17 protein-coding genes are annotated in these 17,677 nt (G+C 36.7%); 5 read left to right on the top strand and 12 right to left on the bottom strand.

The features are described from left to right. The first annotated feature begins 99 nt into the window (after positions 1 to 99). Together ACGLXV_RS08575 and ACGLXV_RS08570 are read left to right on the top strand one after the other, a co-directional pair. Positions 100 to 585 carry a PaaI family thioesterase gene (locus tag ACGLXV_RS08575; protein ID WP_391558282.1) on the top strand — a complete coding sequence of 162 codons (486 nt, stop codon included), beginning with the start codon at positions 100 to 102 and terminating at the stop codon, positions 583 to 585. Positions 586 to 596: 11 nt separating this feature from the next. Continuing rightward, the gene (locus ACGLXV_RS08570) at positions 597 to 959 is read left to right on the top strand and encodes a hypothetical protein (RefSeq protein WP_391558281.1); all 363 of its coding nucleotides are present in this window, start codon (positions 597 to 599) and stop codon (positions 957 to 959) included. Between the two features lie 24 nt (positions 960 to 983). On the opposite strand, the gene ACGLXV_RS08565 is transcribed toward ACGLXV_RS08570, so the two are convergent. Together ACGLXV_RS08565 and ACGLXV_RS08560 are read right to left on the bottom strand one after the other, a co-directional pair. Further along, positions 984 to 2,021, bottom strand: a complete 1,038-nt coding sequence (locus ACGLXV_RS08565) for a CAP domain-containing protein (RefSeq protein ID WP_391558280.1) — start codon at positions 2,019 to 2,021, stop codon at positions 984 to 986. 195 nt (positions 2,022 to 2,216) lie between these two features. Then, a complete protein-coding gene (locus ACGLXV_RS08560; protein ID WP_119707421.1) occupies positions 2,217 to 2,648 on the bottom strand; it encodes a CBS domain-containing protein in 432 nt (143 codons plus the stop codon). A 219-nt stretch (positions 2,649 to 2,867) separates the two neighbouring features. Here ACGLXV_RS08560 and ACGLXV_RS08555 point away from each other — a divergent pair, with 219 nt between their 5' ends. Continuing rightward, positions 2,868 to 3,227 carry a YugN family protein gene (locus tag ACGLXV_RS08555; RefSeq protein WP_119707420.1) on the top strand — a complete coding sequence of 120 codons (360 nt, stop codon included), beginning with the start codon at positions 2,868 to 2,870 and terminating at the stop codon, positions 3,225 to 3,227. Positions 3,228 to 3,256: 29 nt separating this feature from the next. Here ACGLXV_RS08555 and ACGLXV_RS08550 read toward each other — a convergent pair whose 3' ends face one another. Beyond that, on the bottom strand, positions 3,257 to 3,595 hold the full coding sequence (locus ACGLXV_RS08550; RefSeq protein WP_391558279.1) for a hypothetical protein: 339 nt from the start codon (positions 3,593 to 3,595) through the stop codon (positions 3,257 to 3,259). 151 nt (positions 3,596 to 3,746) lie between these two features. Between ACGLXV_RS08550 and ytvI the strand changes: the two genes are divergently transcribed. Further along, on the top strand, positions 3,747 to 4,808 hold the full coding sequence (gene ytvI / locus ACGLXV_RS08545) for a sporulation integral membrane protein YtvI (protein WP_391558278.1): 1,062 nt from the start codon (positions 3,747 to 3,749) through the stop codon (positions 4,806 to 4,808). Between the two features lie 46 nt (positions 4,809 to 4,854). Here the strand turns inward: ytvI and ACGLXV_RS08540 are convergent, their stop codons facing one another. The 8 genes from ACGLXV_RS08540 to cyoE form a co-directional block, all read right to left on the bottom strand. Further along, a complete protein-coding gene (locus tag ACGLXV_RS08540; protein ID WP_391558277.1) occupies positions 4,855 to 6,030 on the bottom strand; it encodes a GNAT family N-acetyltransferase in 1,176 nt (391 codons plus the stop codon). A 77-nt stretch (positions 6,031 to 6,107) separates the two neighbouring features. After that, a complete protein-coding gene (locus ACGLXV_RS08535) occupies positions 6,108 to 6,575 on the bottom strand; it encodes a DUF420 domain-containing protein (RefSeq protein ID WP_119707416.1) in 468 nt (155 codons plus the stop codon). Positions 6,576 to 6,600: 25 nt separating this feature from the next. Then, the gene (gene ctaG / locus ACGLXV_RS08530) at positions 6,601 to 7,506 is read right to left on the bottom strand and encodes a cytochrome c oxidase assembly factor CtaG (protein ID WP_391558276.1); all 906 of its coding nucleotides are present in this window, start codon (positions 7,504 to 7,506) and stop codon (positions 6,601 to 6,603) included. A gap of 132 nt (positions 7,507 to 7,638) precedes the next feature. Further along, positions 7,639 to 7,974, bottom strand: coding sequence for a cytochrome c oxidase subunit IVB (ctaF, locus tag ACGLXV_RS08525; RefSeq protein WP_160548579.1), 336 nt, complete (start codon positions 7,972 to 7,974; stop codon positions 7,639 to 7,641). A 4-nt stretch (positions 7,975 to 7,978) separates the two neighbouring features. Then, complete coding sequence (locus ACGLXV_RS08520; RefSeq protein ID WP_119707413.1) at positions 7,979 to 8,608, bottom strand: cytochrome (ubi)quinol oxidase subunit III; 630 nt, start codon at positions 8,606 to 8,608, stop codon at positions 7,979 to 7,981. Further along, positions 8,608 to 10,476: a cytochrome c oxidase subunit I gene (gene ctaD, locus ACGLXV_RS08515; RefSeq protein ID WP_119707412.1), complete on the bottom strand. Its 1,869-nt coding sequence runs from the start codon at positions 10,474 to 10,476 to the stop codon at positions 8,608 to 8,610. Before ctaD ends, ACGLXV_RS08520 begins: the two co-directional genes overlap by 1 nt. A gap of 31 nt (positions 10,477 to 10,507) precedes the next feature. Next, positions 10,508 to 11,578: a cytochrome c oxidase subunit II gene (coxB, locus tag ACGLXV_RS08510; RefSeq protein ID WP_119707411.1), complete on the bottom strand. Its 1,071-nt coding sequence runs from the start codon at positions 11,576 to 11,578 to the stop codon at positions 10,508 to 10,510. A gap of 119 nt (positions 11,579 to 11,697) precedes the next feature. Then, the gene (gene cyoE / locus ACGLXV_RS08505; protein ID WP_119707410.1) at positions 11,698 to 12,630 is read right to left on the bottom strand and encodes a heme o synthase; all 933 of its coding nucleotides are present in this window, start codon (positions 12,628 to 12,630) and stop codon (positions 11,698 to 11,700) included. A 627-nt stretch (positions 12,631 to 13,257) separates the two neighbouring features. Here cyoE and ACGLXV_RS08500 point away from each other — a divergent pair. After that, entirely contained in the window at positions 13,258 to 14,196 is a 939-nt protein-coding gene (locus tag ACGLXV_RS08500) for a COX15/CtaA family protein (protein ID WP_119707409.1), read from the top strand. A 38-nt stretch (positions 14,197 to 14,234) separates the two neighbouring features. Here ACGLXV_RS08500 and pyc read toward each other — a convergent pair whose 3' ends face one another. Next, a complete protein-coding gene (gene pyc / locus ACGLXV_RS08495) occupies positions 14,235 to 17,672 on the bottom strand; it encodes a pyruvate carboxylase (protein ID WP_391558275.1) in 3,438 nt (1,145 codons plus the stop codon). Between the last annotated feature and the right edge of the window lie 5 nt (positions 17,673 to 17,677).

Raw genomic sequence — 17,677 nt, 5'->3', positions numbered from 1 at the left:
ACATAAACGAATGCCTATAATACGATATGAAAAAAAGAAAAATATGTGCACCTTAGATTTCATGATAAAATGGAAAGGAAAGATAAAGTGAGGGATATAATGGAAAATATTCAAAAACAAATCCAAGACATTACTCTTCATGCGACCGAGCATGACTTAGTACTGCTCGAACAGCTTCTAAAAGGTTTTCAACTTTGGAAATCAGGAAAGAACACCACGTTTATCTCTAGTCTTTTGCAAATGGAACGTAAAATAACGGATGACGACTGTGAAATAACCATACCGATTTCTCCTCTTTTATATAATACTTTGTATATTGTTCATGGGGGAATTACTGCGACTTTGCTTGATACAGCAATGGGTGTATTAGCAAATTCACTTGTTCCTAATGGCTATGGTGCCGTCACTACCCAGTTGAATATTAATTATATTGCCGCTGGAATTGGAGAACATATGGTCTGTAGAGCAAAAATGGAACATAAAGGCTCAAAAACACTTGTATTATCCGCAGAAATTCATCGTTCAGATGGTGTTAAGATAGCCATTGGCACAGGTAGTTTTCTTGTCATTGAAAAAAGAATTTAGGGTGAACCGATTTGGTAACTGCCATTGTAATACCTATCATTATTATTTACTTTTATATTATTTCAAAGCGAGAGTTACAATCTCATACGGTGCAATGGTTAGCACTAGAACAAGTATATGAAGAAGCGATCGTTACAGGAAAGATTCATCATATAAATATAAGAAAAGAACGTTTTTATTATCATCGATATGTACATATTGTCGAACTCACACTTATATATAACCAGACAACGACTGTTGTCTCAAAAATTACTCCAATTGTAAAAGGGAAAGTCCTTACGAATGATTTTCAGCTGGGTGATGAGGTACGTGTTTACGGTAATTGGAAGGAAGGCCATTTTCGTTTTGGTAGATATGAAATACTTCAAAAATAAAAAGGAGCACTCAGCTCCTTTTCGTCATTCTTCCCATGCTTGGATAAAGTTTTGCGTGTAATATTTTTTATATACACCTACACCGATATGTGTAAAGTCTTCGTTTAATAAGCTTTCCCGGTGACCTTTACTATTTAACCAGCCTTCCATAACTGCTGGTGCATCAGCATAGTTTGCGGCAATATTCTCACCGGCTACCTGATAAAATACTTCCCCGGCCTCTAAGCGATCGGAGAGCTCCCCGAACTTTTCAGATGTATGCGAAAAAGTGTTGCTCTCTTCCATATCCTTGCTATGTCCATAAGCTACAGTTGCCGTTTTTTCATCCCATTGTAAGGTAGCAAGTCCAAATCTCATTCTCATAATATTCGTAATATCATATATTTGTTTTTCATTTGCATCCTCGACTTTTTCATCTGGTGCCATCTCATCAGGTTCAATTTCTTGTAAATCACCAAAATAAACCAATTCATAAGGTCTTAACTTCAATAAAGTTTCTGCATCCATTACCCTAAAACTAGATAATGTTGCCGTAAATTTATCAATATAGAGTTGAACGAAGATATCCCCCATTTTCAACAATGGTCTTGTATTTAGATCCGACTCTGATAGCTCAAATTGATAGGAACTTCCTTCATAATCTAACCCTATTTCTGTTTCTACATAACTTGAAGAAAAAATTTCATCTACATGTTGTCCTATCTTGAAGGGACTTATATTCACTTCCGAACCGATGGCATAAACGGTTACTACCTTCCCGTCTTTCACACCAATCTGAGAATAATTGGCAGGGTCAGTATTATAGATCCACCAATCAAACCCATAATAAGTCTGATCTACTCTGTTAGGTTGACCTAAGTTTTCCTCCAAGCTTTCTATAGACATTCCGATATAAGTTGAAACTCCCTCCGTTGGTCTTTCAGAGTTTGTTCCTTCATCACTCGTATTATTTGATAAGTCCTGGTTACTTCCTCTCTTTTGTGTCCCGTCTTCTAAGAGTATCTCTTCGTCACCATTTTGAATATTAAAATAAAATACAATTCCTAATATAGCAGTAATCAATATCAATATTCTTCCTAAACTTCTCAGAGGCCATCCTCCTCTCTATCATTCTTTCTATCATTGTATGCAAGCATTATATAAATAGTATAGTATTTCATAGAAAATAAAATAGGTTAATAAGGTAGTTATTTATCTTATTATAACCTACCAGGCTCTTTACATAAATAAAATAAAGACACCAAAAAGGTGCCTTCATTAATGCATGTCAGAAGAAGAATGTTCGGAAATGTCAGATAGGGCTTTACCGGCTTGATAGTCGGTGATCTTCTCAACAGCCAAATCCCCTAGTGCTACTATTCCTACTAGTTTTTTTCCTTCTGTTACAGGAAGACGTCGAATTTGATGCTTGGCCATTAATTCAGCCGCGTCTCTAGCAGTTGTTTCAGGTGATACAGTTATGATCTGCTTACTCATGATATCTTCTACTTTCGTCGACCCAGGATGTTTTTCAGCAACACCTCTAACGACAATATCACGATCGGTAATCATTCCGATTAACTTATCATCATCAACAATTGGAATCGCACCTACGTTTAGTTCTTTCATTTTAAGTGCGACCTCGTACACATTATCAAGAAGTGTACAACATTCGACTTCCTTAGTCATCAATTCATTTATGGTCTTCATCCTGAGCCCTCCTAAAAAATATCTGTCAGTTGTATCGTTCCCTTTTGTATGTTCAACTATTCCCGCATTGTATATGAGGAAAACATATCTGACTTTTGTGAACGTTCTCATTGCAACTTCCTATAATTTCTACTATTATTAAAAATGAAGAAGTTATCATTACATAGTGAAAAGTTCAGTTTCAAGTAGACGGGTATCGTGTTTGTAGGAGGGAAAATAATGAAGTTTGAAAATGTAGGCCTTGAGAGCGTAAAAGCGGATTTAAATCGTTTGGACGAAGTTATGCTTGATCATGGGTTAGTTCGTGAAGGACAATGGGATTATGAAAGAGTAACATACGACCGTAAGTTTATCCTAAAAGAAGGAACTTTCTACCTTCGTGTATTCGGATATGCTGTAGAAGGTGATGTTGGAGCACACAAAGCAACCGTTCAATTAATGACACCACTATTAGGTAAGCATTATTATCCACACGGTGTAGAATACGGTGAAGGTGAAACCTTTCCAAAAGGACTTATCAGCCAATGTGAAAAGCTTCTTAATGAAGTAAAAGTAGAAGTAGAAAAATTCGCTAAATAAAAAAGACGCTTTTTGCGTCTTTTTTATTTTTAACTAAGTTTCACATGAATATAACTTACTTTATACCCAGTCAACAAGTACACTTCCTCTTGAATGGCTGCCTGTAAACTTTCTATTTTTTCGATAATTCCTCTATAATTAATGGCACTTAATCTTAAAATGATTCCAACAACGCTTTCTTTCAGTATCACTTCATACGTTTGACTTTTTGTCGGATGGAATTGTCCTTGGATGCGATCAATGATATTTCCTCTTTTTTTGAGTACGACATAGTTATCGCTTTCAATTATATTAGACTCGACTATTGCTGAAATAATGTTGTGAACGGCTCGATTGCTTTCATTTTGCTCAAACATACTTACCAACATAATCCCTCCTTTTAGGCTCGTCTAATAAACACCTCAGAATATATAACTTCTTATTTTTATTATTTTCATTGGTTATTTTATTAAATGCATACTATAATTTAAGTGTTCCGAAATTAACAAATATTTTTTATTTATGGAAGGAGAACATCTTTTGTTACTAAGCTTTTTTAAGAAACGTTATTTTTTAATTATTCTAGGTGTCTGTATAGCAGCCCTTTTGTTATATCTTATCCTGCCTGTTTCTATCCCTTTGATTACTGCATTTATAACTGCCTTATTTCTCGAACCGCTCGTACGAATGTTACAAAATCGAACCAAACTTAATCAGAAAGTATCTGTCTTAGTTGTATTTTTGGGCTTTTTACTGTTTGTTGGGGTTAGCGGCTACTTCATTGTTACAAAGGTAATCACAGAAGCCATTCAAGTAGTTGAATACGCTCCTCAGCTAATAAATGAAATTAATCGAGCTTGGTTAGATACAGAGGAGAAATTAACCTCAGCAGCAAAGGAATTACCGAAGGAAGTAGTAGATGGAATTAGCAGCCAAATACAAACTTTTCTTAATGGAACGAAAAACGATTTAGTAGCTTACTTAAACATCGATAATGTCCGGTCATTACTTACAAATATTCCTAGCTATCTTGTCAGTTTTTTAGTGTATTTGATCGCTCTATTTCTTTTCCTATTAGATTTACCAAGGTTAAAAATTTCTTTATACAGTCATTTAACAGAGAAAACAGCTGATAAAGTTAATTTTATGACCTCTCGTCTATCCTTTGTTGTAATAGGCTTTGTTAAAGCTCAATTTCTTGTTTCTGTACTCATTTTTTTAGTTACATTAATTGGGCTATTCATTATCACTCCAAAAGTAGCTTTATTAATGGCCACCATCATTTGGATTATTGATTTTATCCCAATCATTGGGTCTATTGTGATCATGGCACCATGGGCTTTATTTCATTTCATTACCGGTGATGTAGTCTTAGGTACAAAACTAGCTATTTTAGCAGTTATTTTGTTAATTATTCGTCGCACGGTCGAACCGAAAGTGATGGGGACACATATTGGCCTCTCACCTTTGTCTACTTTAATCGCGATGTACCTTGGTCTGAAGTTGCTCGGAATACTAGGATTTATTATTGGCCCTTTACTACTAATTGCATTCAATTCGGCAAAAGAAGCCGGAATAATTAAGCTGAATTTTAGAATTTAAAAAAGCGCAGTCTTCATATTAGTGAAGTCTGCGCTTTTTATAAGCATTAAAAGAAATCAGGAAAAAATGGTCGTAATCTTGGAATTTTCCTTTCTAACTTCTTTATATCATCTAAACTTCCTGTAATTTCTCCAAGGTGATACAATTCTTCAGTCGTTTTGTATCCTAACAAAAGCGTAGACAATGTTCCTATGTCCATTTGCAACCCTACCTTAGGTGGATGAGCACAGACACTTCCTTCTTTCTCCTTGAAAGCAGTTATAGACTCATCGCCAAGTAAATACGAACCAATATTCCAACTACAGTATTTATCATTCACATGAATAAATACTTTATCACCAGTTGACTGAAAAGAGTAGGATTTTAGAAACTCTTCTACATTAACAATTCTAGCCATAAAGTATGGGTGGACATCAGTCTTTTGTTTTGGTTGTTTTAGGTAATATGGGAATAAATCATGAGTCGAAGTGGTTACCACTACCTTGTCTACCATGGAGTCATGTTGACAGATAAAATTCCATAGACCAATCGCTGCCTGATGAGTAGCAGTAATGATTTCAATGACTTCCAACTCTTTATTTTTCACTGAATATACGATATAACCTTCGTACTCACCATTGTCATTCACGTACGCAGCCATATGATCCTCGCTGTATACATGGTCGTTCCACCATTCTTGTGTACGAACAAGCATCCCGCTATGAGATGCCGCAAAAGACTCATATACTCTTTTAATTTGTCCTCTTTCATGTTCCGGAATGTCCCTTAAAACTTTGCCTTGATTGGAAGGCAACTTAACCAAATCTTTTTTCTCAATCGTTACCTTTTTGTTATCTGTAAAAAGCTCCCAACCAAATCTACGGTAAAAGTGAACATCAAAAGGGTGAAGAAAGGATATGTATTGCTGTTTCTGATTCATATGTTTTAAGGCGTCAGTAATAAGTTGTTTCACATAGCCGTGCCGACGGTATTCTGGATACGTTGAAACTCCAGCAATGCCCCCCATTTGAAACTTTTTATCGTTTATATAAATAGAAAATGGGATAATGTGTAATTTTGCAACAAGCTTTTGTCCATCTTTAACTGCAAGAATATCGTGTGATTTTAACATTTGTTTTCTCTTAGGTATGTCTTCCTCCTTTACCTTGTATTGAAAAGCATACATTGACAATTTAATGGCTTCTTCATAATCTTTTTCTGTTAACACAACAAATTCCATCATTCCCACCCCTTATCACAACTTCTGTACACTTATTCAAAAAAAAGCGCCACAATTACTTGTAGCGCTTTTATGCTTCATTAGAACCCTAGGATTGCTTTGATAACAGAAGTAGTTTCTCCTCCGTGGTAAAAAACGTATAATAGCAGGTAAACCGCTACTCCTGTAATAGCTGTAAAAAACCAAACAATGCTTGTGATTGGTCCAAGTTTTCTATGCTTTTCTAGTTGCTTTTTATAGCCTGTATACAACGAAATGATCCCTAATACTGCTCCAACCGTCGCCAATGTAATATGGAAGATCAAAAAGATTGTATAGTAAATTTTAATATCATCTGGTCCACCAAACGCTGTGTTACCAATAAAAATGGTTCGGCTAGCATAGATGACAAAGAAGATAATAGCGAATATTGCTGCTAAAAACATCGTTTTTTGATGGGCCTCTATTTTACGTTGCTTGATTTGCCACCATCCAATTGCAACAGTTAGACCACTTAGCACAATAAAGGTTGTACTAATTGTAGGTAAAATAGGTAATGTGAACTCCATTTGTTTCTCCTCTTAATAACTTATTTTATTTAGTAGGTTCTGGTTGAAGGCTAGTTTGACTTGTAGGTAATTCATCAATCGTTTGTTCCTTTTTGAACCAAGCAAAGAACACCTGTGCTAAGATTACACCGTACACAACCTCTTGGATTACTTTCATTAACACTCCGCCCGTTTGTTGATCCTCAAGAAGCGACATCGAATTAAACATCTCTGGCCCACTTAAATTTAAAGAAGCTAGTGTCGTTGATGGAACGCATAATTCAAGTGCGCTTGCCCATGCGTTGGGATCAGAAAAAGTAGAATACATTGGTGTATCTGCAAAGATAATTAATGCACATGCTGGAGTTAACAAAATTCCATCAGCAAAAATATAACCTACCTTTTTTAACCCATTTAATGTTTCATACTCTTCTAACTCGTTCACTAGTGGCCACCACATACAAATCGCTAATAAAAATAGTACCGAAGTATAAATGGCGTGCAACCACATATCTGTTTTTACAATATCAAAAATATTAGGAACGTGGTAAAAAGAGAAGACTCCATTAAAAAGAATAAGTGCAATTAGTGGTTTTGTGAAAAATGCAAACGATGGTTTAATGATTGGTCTAGATAGTACAGATCTCCAAATCCATGAAGGAATTCCATAAATAAATAGAATAGGAATCACTAAATAAAGAATTGCCATTTGGATCATATGAACGTAAAACATTATATGTCCTAGCAAATCAATGGGAGATCCCTTTACCACATACAAGAGAATCATAGCTGAAGCAAAGCTGATCCATTGTTTTCTCGTTAATGCTTCAGATTGTTGAAAAAGAGTTCGGTACTTCGTAGTAACGAGAAAATAGCTAGCTAAAATCACTAGTAAAAGAATAAGGAAAAATGGACTCCATAATGCCCTAAAACCAAATATATCAAGCGCCAATGACGATCACCTCGTTATTTTTAAGTCAGTTATATTATACCTGATTTGTAATGAATACTACAATGAATGAGGTTTTCCTTTATTTAGTGCAAAAAGAAAATCGGCTCAGGAGGCCGATTTTCTTTTACTCAATTACCACCAAATAATGGTCATAAAAGCTAATATTGTTATTAACCCAACTAATAAACCTGAATATAGGAAAAGCGCTGGCGCTTCATGTCCCTTATGACTCATATGCATGAAGTAATATAATTGAAAGACTACTTGCACGACAGCTAGCAAAAGAATGAAAGGAACGATAAACCATGCCGAAAAATCACCATAGCCTACAGCAATAAATGCTACAAAAGTCAAAAAGATCATCATAGAAAATGATACGATTTGATAGCGCATTTCCTCTGCACTTTTCTTTTTACGATATTCAATGTCTACTCTAGGGTTACCTGAATGTGTTTGTTCACTTGCCATCAGTTTATCCCACCATTCCCATTAAATATACTACCGTGAAGATAAATACCCACACCACGTCAATAAAGTGCCAGTAAAGACTTGCAACATAAAACTTTGGAGCATTGTACAAATCTAACCCACGCTTTGCATTTCTTACCATTAACGTGACGATCCATAGAAGACCGAAAGCAACGTGACCTCCGTGGAATCCAACAAGTGTATAAAAAGCAGATCCAAATGCACTACTTGTAAATGTATGATGAAACTCATGTACATAGTGATTGAACTCGTAAATTTCAAGAAGCAAGAACGCAAGTCCTAGCAGCACTGTTAAACCTAACCATAGCTGCATCTTTTTGAAATTGAAATTTTTCATATGGTACATTGCATATACACTTGTTAACGAACTAGTTAAAAGTAACATCGTTGCCACAAATACAAGTGGCAATTCGAAAAGATCCTTTGCTAGTGCGTGTTCAGCATTCGGAACCTTATCCTTTAATGCTAAGTAAGTTGCAAAAAGTGATGCAAAGAGAACCGTCTCTCCACCCAGAAATAACCAAAAGCCTAAAAATTTATTTTTTCCTTCAAGGGTTTGCTTTTCAGGTGCGGCAGGCCATGTTTCAGCAGTAAACTTATCTTCTACATGCATTATGCCTTCCCCCCCTTATCATCATCGTTTAATAGATCTTCCTTGTGAATATGGAAGCCATGATCATCCTTAACAGAACGTACGAACATTGATAATAGCGTAATGCCCATACCTGCGATAAGAACCATTACACCCCAATTATAATCTTCACGGTAAAGTGCACCAAATGCGGCCACAAATAATCCAAGTGAAATCATAAATGGGTTAAATGAATTGTTTGGCATATGGATGTCACCAAGCGGCTCAGCCGGTGTCATACCATTTTTGCCTTCCATTTTTTCAATCCAAAGTGGATCTAATCCACGAACAAGCGGAAGCTGTTTAAAGTTGTAGAAAGGTGGCGGTGACGGAATTGCCCACTCAAGTGTACGTCCATCTTCCCAAGGATCATTTCCAACCTTTTGATTTTTCACGCTTGTTATCACAATGTTAATTAACAGAATTAATGTAGCAATCGCCATAAAGAATGCACCAATCGTACTAATTAAGTTCCCAGCATCCAAGCCTTGGTTAGGTAAGAATGTGAAAATACGTCTTGGCATCCCCATTAATCCTAGGAAATGCTGGATAAAGAATGTTAAGTGGAATCCAATTAAGAATAACCAGAACGTGATTTTTCCTAATGTTTCGTTTAACATTGTTCCGAACATTTTTGGCCAATAGAAATGTGTCGCTGCTAAAAGACCAAATACAACTCCACCAACGATAACATAGTGGAAATGGGCAACTACGAAATAGGAATCATGGTATTGATAATCAGCTGCAGCTGAAGCAAGCATAACCCCTGTTACACCACCACCTACGAAAGATGGAATAAATGCAACGGCATAAAGCATAGGTGTTGTGAACTTGATGCTTCCTCCCCACATCGTGAAGAGCCAGTTAAAGATTTTAATACCAGTAGGAACAGCAATTGCCATCGTTGCAACAGCAAAGATTGCATTAGCAATTGGGCCTAATCCAGTTGTAAACATATGGTGAGCCCAAACCATGAATCCTAAGAATCCAATAAGAACGGTAGCAAACACCATAGATGAGTATCCAAACAGACGTTTTCTCGAAAAAGTAGCAAAAATTTCCGAGAAAATACCGAAAGCCGGTAAGACTAAAATATAAACCTCTGGGTGTCCGAAGATCCAGAATAAATGCTCCCAAATGACAGTATTTCCACCATTTGCAACATCAAAGAAGTTTGAACCGAACATACGGTCAAAAATCATCAAGAATAGTCCCACTGTAAGTGGAGGAAATGCAAATAAAATAAGTGCTGATGCCACGAATGTAGACCATGTAAACAATGGCATTCTCATGTAAGTCATCCCAGGAGCACGCATATTGATAATCGTTACTAGGAAGTTAATCCCCCCCATTAACGTACCCGCACCAGAAATCTGTAATCCTAGTGCATAGAAATCAATTCCGTGTCCTTCCGATGCCATCGATAGAGATGCATATGAAGTCCAACCAGCATCTGGCGCTCCTCCTAAAAACCAAGATAGGTTTAAGAAAATACCACCAAAAAAGAATAACCAAAATCCAAGTGCATTTACAAATGGAAACGCAACGTCACGTGCTCCGATTTGTAATGGCATTATGGCATTCATAAAACCAAATAACAGAGGCATGGCTGCTAAGAAAATCATTGTTGTTCCATGCATCGTTAGAATTTCGTTATATAATCCAGCGCTTACAAAATCATTGTTTGGTACTGCAAGCTGGATACGAATAAACATTGCTTCTAGACCACCTAAAACAAAGAATAGTCCACCTGCAATTAAGTAAAGGATAGCGATCTTTTTATGGTCTACTGTAGTTAAGTAATCCCATACAGTCGCTCCGAACCCCTTTTTCTGAGCATAGGTACTCACAATTCTACCTCCCTTTTAACAAAGTCCCCTATTAATCCTGTACCTTTAAGTTCATTAAGTATTCTGCTACAGCATCTAATTCTTCTGGAGTTAATTTGTTGTATGCATTTGTCATTTTGTTCCCTGGCTTATACGCTTCAGGATCAGAAATCCAGTTTTTAAGTTCTTCTTCTGTATGGTCTAATACACCTGCAATACGAGATCTTTCACCAAAGTTCGTTAAATTTGGTCCAAGACGAGCAGCTTCTGGAGCACCAGTAGCTGGTGTTACAGCATGACATCCAATACAGCTGTTATTAAAGACTTCTTGACCTTGTTGAGCTAGAGGCGTTTCAGCCGTTTCAGGTTCTTTGACAGATTGCATATCGGCAACCCACTTGTCAAACTCATCTGGTGAAATCGCTTTAACTTTAAAGTCCATTAGAGCGTGAGAAGGTCCGCAAAGCTCCGCACATTTCCCGTAAAATAAATCTCCAGCTTCGTTTGCTTTTTGTTCATCGAATTGCAAATAAAATCTGTTCACGTTGTCAGTGTTTGTATCCATTTTCCCACCAACAGCAGGAATCCAGAAAGAGTGCTTTACATCAGATGCCTTTAAGTTAAAGTACACCTTTTGTCCTGTAGGAACAACTAGGTCCTGACTCGTAATAATTTCTTCGTTTGGATACTCGAATTCCCACCAATAAAGGTTAGCACGGACATTAATTACTAGTGCATCCGTTTTACCCTCTTCATTTTTCTTATCCATCTCTGATACATCCGCAAACTTAAATGTAGAAGCTACTGTTGGAACAGCAAGAATAAGAAGTAGAATAATTGGGATAACAGTCCAAATGATTTCTAGCTTATGACTACCTTCCACCTGTTTTGGAATGCTATTATCCCTGCGGCGGAATTTTACAACCACGATCGCGAAGATCAAGGTTACGACGATAATTACCCCTACCATTATCGCCACGGATAACATCATTAAATCAAATTGCTCTTTAGCAACCTCACCGGCTGGCTGTAACGTTGACAAGAACGGTTCACCACATCCGGAAAGCAGTAGCGTTATGATTGCAAACATTGAAATCATTCGCCATTTCGCAAGCCTTTTCATAGCTTAATCAAACCCCTCTTTCGTAAAATATTTCTTCCCTGAAATGTTTGATCAGTAAAAAAATTTATAGACAACCTCTCCCTCAGACAGGAGGGAAAGGTTTTTCTAACAAACATATTTTATATTAGTGTGACAATTACCATAGCTACAAAAAGAATAGTTAGATATTGTAGTGAATAGACAAACATGATCTTTGCCCATTTCATATCGTCCTTTTTCTTATAGCCATATAAACCAGTAACTAACCATCCAACATTTAATGCTGACGCTAAAATTAGGAATGGTATCCCTAAGCTAGTCAGTAAGAATGGAAGCGGCAACAACGCAACAATCCATAAAATGATATGCTTTTTTGTTGTTTCAAATCCTTTTACAACTGGTAACATAGGAATGCTAGCAGCTCTGTATTCTTCAACCCTTCTCATCGCTAATGCATAAAAATGAGGTGGTTGCCATGCAAACATAATTAAGAATAAACTCCATGCCATGATACTCAAATCCCCATCAACCGCTGACCAACCAATCAGTGGTGGTACGGCACCCGATATACTTCCTATGATGGTATTTGAAACAAGTTGGCGCTTAGACCACATCGTATAAAGTACAACATAGCTAAACACTCCTACAAGTCCGATAACAACAGCTGTTATTGTTGTTAACGCAAGAAAAATAGTACCTATTGTAATAAGGGTTAACCCCATTATAATTACTTTTCGTGGCTGAATGTTTCCCGTTACTGTTGGTCTATCCTTTGTGCGTTCCATTAGAGGATCAATATCTCTATCAATGTAGTTATTTATGGCACAGGATCCTGCTATAATGAGCGAAGATCCAATTAACGTATAAAAAACAATGTCTAGATTTGATAAGAAGCTTTTCTCTCCAAAGTGAAGCGCTAACCAAAGTCCAGTAAAGGTAGTAATTAAGTTGGAGTTTACGATACCAATTTTAATCAAAGCAAGAAAATCCTTCCATGCATTTGTCTTTGGTATCTCAATGCCGTTATCATCACCGTTTATCGTTGCTTCACTTATTGATCTTGAACCCGCCATTTCCTCTCCTCCTTTCCCTGTACACAAATCAGGTCTCACGACACTACAATAACTATAGTACATTATTAGCTCTAATGCTATATTGTAATGAAAAACGGCTATCACCGATTTTAGTCAATATTCTGCCAATAGTTTTCATTATCTTAATAGTGGAAATAATGTTAAATATTTGTGTAGAAAAATAACATTTCCTCAATCTATTAAATCATACTTCGCTCCATTTTTGTGAACTTTTTTTGAATTATTTTTGAATTATTTGTGTCCTGATTTGTTTTGTAAAACAGACCATTTATTTTGTTAAAATAACATTTTCACAGTTGATTGATTGTATAATTCCTTTAAAACAAACTCCAATATGTATCCTTACCATTCCTATAATTATATTTTAAAAACAACCTATTAGTTTCCAATTCGCTCATAGTGTTAAATGCATAATATATATTGTAAAAACTCGGTAGATTGTGTAGTATCAAAAATGCAGTATTTCTCATATTAACTTCTATTTTTTTTCCTACTAATTCGTTATGATAAAGATATATTAAAATGTGGTTATTATTATACTGTTCATTATACATGTCAATAGAAACTTATGACAAATTTGTGAACTTGGATGAGAAGGTGATTTTTTTGAACAGAGCCTTGAAATGGTTTTCTGTCCTTACAACGATTGGTATGTTATTTATTCTATTAGGAGGAGCTCTTGTTACAAAAACAGAGTCTGGAATGGGTTGTGGTCGTTCTTGGCCTTTATGTAATGGTCAACTTATTCCAACTGACATATCACTTGAGTTAATTATTGAACTTGCTCACCGTGTTGTTTCTGGCGTTGTCGGCTTAATGGTATTGGTATTATCCATATGGTCTTGGAAAACGATTGGTCATATCCGTGAGACGAAATTTTTATCGGCATTATCATTTTTCTTCCTCGTATTACAAGGATTAATCGGTGCTGCCGCTGTTGTTTGGGGCCAGTCAGATTTTGTACTAGCTTTACATTTTGGTATCTCTTTGATTTCATTCGCTGCTGTCTTACTTTTAACACTACTTATTTTTGAGATAGACAAGCGTTTTGAAGCTCATAAATTAATCATTGATTCACGTTTGCGAAAGCATATTATCGGAGTTAGCGTATACAGTTATGTAGTCGTTTACACTGGCGCTCTAGTAAGGCATGTGAATGCTAGCCTAGTATGTAGAGACTGGCCATTTTGTTTGAATAACGCAATAGGCTTACCCACAAACTTTTATGAATGGGTACAGATGGGGCACAGATTTGCAGCTGGGTTAATTTTTCTTTGGATTGGATATATTACTCTATTAGCTTATAAGCATTACAAACATGAAAAGGTTATTGTTTGGGGTTGGACGATAGCATTTATTCTTGTATCACTCCAAGTAATGACTGGTGCCTTAATCGTTTTTACTCAACTTAACTTAACGGTCGCCTTAGCTCACGCATTTTTTATCTCTTGCTTATTCGGAGTATTAAGCTACTTTATCCTCCTCGTTACTCGAAGTAAAAAGAATCAGATTGCTCTTAACAAGAAAAATAATCATTCAATATAAAAAAGGTGTTGCACTTATGTGCAACACCTTTTTTCTGTTTATTTCTGTAACTCGATAAGTAGGTCACCTGTTTGAATTGCTTCTCCATTGGATACATAAATGTCTTTAACAAAGCCTGAGAACGGAGCTTGAACCGTCGTTTCCATTTTCATAGCTTCTGTAATCATTAAGTGATCACCTTTTTCGACCTTTTCGTCTTTAGAGACTAACACTTTAATTACTGTCCCTGGCATTGAAGCACCAATATGAGTTTCTTTCTTCGGATCAGCTTTAATCTTAGTGGCTACAGTGGACTTAATACTTTCGTCCTTAATAACAACCTCTCTCGGCTGTCCATTTAACTCAAAGTAAACGATACGAGTACCATCAGCTTGAGGCTGACCAATAGAGATAAGCTTCACGATTAGTGTTTTACCTGTTTCAATTTCAACTTCTATTTCCTCTCCTAGTCTCATCCCGTATAGGAAAGTAGGTGTATCTAACACTGAAATATCGCCAAACTGCTCAACCATAGACGTATAGTCTTTAAATACCTTTGGATATAATGCATAAGCAATGGCATCAAAGCTCGTTACAGGTCTTCCTAATTCTTTGAATAACTTTTCTTTTAAAGCTGTAAAATCCACATCCTCTAACAGTTCTCCAGGTCTTACCGTGATTGGCTCGCGACCTTTTAGGATCACTTTTTGAAGTTCTTCCGGGAAACCTCCAACAGGCTGTCCTAAGTATCCTTCAAATAATTCTACAACCGAATTAGGGAAATCGAGACTATCTCCTTTAGAAAGGACATCCTCTTCTGTTAGGTCGTTTTGAACCATATACAACGCCATATCACCTACGACTTTTGAAGACGGAGTAACTTTAACGATATCACCAAACATATGGTTTACTCGCGCATACATTTCCTTCACATCTTCCCACTGGTCAGCAAGGCCAACTGCCTTAGCTTGTTGTTGAAGATTGCTATATTGACCACCTGGCATTTCGTGCTGATACACTTCTGTATGAGGTGACATCATTCCACTTTCGAAATCGTGGTAAAACTTTCTCACATCTTCCCAATAGTAAGAAAGCTGTTCTAACGCTTTAATATCTACCTTCGGCTTACGATCATTGCCTTCAAGTGCATAGTACAATGTATTTGCACTTGGCTGTGATGTTAATCCTGCCATTGTACTTAATGCTGTATCTACAATATCTACACCAGCCTCAATGGCTTTTGCATACGTAAATATTCCATTTCCACTTGTGTCATGAGTGTGTAGGTGAATCGGAATATCAATGGTTTCTTTTAATTCAGAAATTAATTGATATGCAGCTTCTGGCTTTAATAACCCTGCCATATCCTTAATAGCTAAAATATGTGCCCCTTGGTTTTGGAGTTCTTTAGCCAAATCCTTATAGTAGTTTAAGTTATACTTCGGTCTTGATGTATCAAGGATATCTCCTGTATAACAAATGGCTGCTTCAGCTATTTTCCCCGTATCTCTTACGGCTTGAATAGCTACTTCCATTCCTTTAACCCAGTTCAGACTATCAAAAATACGGAATACGTCGATACCTGCATAAGCAGATTTCTCCACAAACTCACGAATCACATTATCTGGATAATTTTTATAACCAACAGCATTTGATGCTCTTAGTAGCATTTGGAATAATACATTTGGAATCTGCTTTCTTAAAGTTAAAAGTCTATCCCATGGATCTTCCTTTAAGAAATTGTACGCAACATCAAACGTTGCTCCACCCCACATCTCCAAAGAAAACATATCAGGTAGTAATAACGATGTCGGCTCTGCGATATGCTTTAAATCTGTCGTACGAACACGAGTAGCGAGTAACGATTGATGAGCATCTCTGAACGTAGTGTCTGTTAAAAGGACTTCTGGCTGTTCCTTTATCCACTTTACTAGACCTTCTGCCCCTCTTTCGTCAAGAATTTGCTTTGTTCCACTTTGAACACTTAATGAATCTGTTACTGGAATTCTTGGCTTATCAAAAACAGGCTTTTTCTTTTTCTCAATTCCTGGGAAACCGTTAATTGTTACATTCCCAATATAAGAGAGCATTTTTGTACCTCTGTCTTTACGGACTGGGAACATAAATAACTCAGGTGAAGAATCAATAAAGGATGTATCGTAATTTCCACTGCGGAAATCTTTATGCTTTACAACATTCTCCAAGAACGGAATATTCGTTTTAATTCCACGGATACGGAACTCTTGTAGATTTCTTACCATTTTGGCACAAGCTTGCTCATACGTTAAAGCATGGGTAGATAGCTTAACAAGCAAGGAATCATAGTATGGAGTAATAATTGCTCCTTGGAAACCGTTACCTGCATCCAATCTTACTCCAAAACCACCACCTGAACGGTACGTCATTAATCTTCCTGTATCAGGCATGAAATTGTTCAACGGATCTTCCGTTGTGACACGAGATTGAATCGCATATCCCATAATACGAATATCTTCTTGTTTTGGAATACCTACCGTTTCATCATGCAGCTCATGTCCTTCTGCAACCAAGATTTGTGTTTGAACAATATCAACACCAGTGATCATCTCAGTAATAGTATGCTCAACCTGTACGCGCGGGTTTACTTCAATAAAGTAGAATTCGTCTCCTGAAACAAGGAATTCTACTGTTCCAGCATTTAGATAATCTACATTTTTCATTAAATCAACAGCTGCTAAACAGATTCTATCTCTAAGATCTTCTGAAATAGAGATACATGGTGCAACCTCTACTACCTTTTGATGACGACGTTGTACCGAGCAATCTCTTTCAAATAGATGGACAATATTACCAAACTCATCCCCAATAATTTGAACCTCGATATGCTTTGGCTTTTCAATATACTTTTCAACGTATACCTCATCGTTTCCAAACGCTGCTTTCGCTTCAGATTTTGCTCTCTCGTAGGCTTCCTTAACTTCTTCTAAGTGCCTGACGATACGCATACCTCTTCCACCACCACCGAGCGATGCTTTAATGATGATCGGATAGTGATATTCTTTCCCAAAAGCAATAACTTCTTCTAAGCTATTTACAGGACCATCGCTACCAGGAATGACTGGAATCTTTGCAGCTTGTGCTTGTGTTCTAGCTTTTACTTTGTCACCAAACATGTCAAGATGCTTTGATTTTGGACCAATAAAGATGATCCCTTCTTCTTCACATCGTCTTGCAAAATGAATGTTTTCTGAAAGAAATCCATAACCTGGGTGAATAGCATCCACATCACTGTGTTTAGCAATGTTAATAATTCCTTCGATATCTAAATAAGCATCAATCGGTTTTTTACCTTCTCCGACGATATATGCTTCATCTGCTTTATAACGATGATATGCACCGGAATCTTCTTTTGAATATATAGCAACTGTTCGTATATTAAGCTCTGTACAAGCTCTAAACACACGTATAGCTATTTCTCCTCGGTTTGCAACTAACACCTTATTAATCTTTCTTTGCAAGTAAA

This window comes from Robertmurraya sp. (assembly GCF_036676585.1).
In the GTDB taxonomy this organism is placed as follows: Bacteria; Bacillota; Bacilli; order Bacillales; family Cytobacillaceae; genus Robertmurraya_A.
The sequence above is the reverse complement of the archived record's forward strand: the minus strand, read 5'-3'. Positions and strand labels throughout refer to the sequence as shown.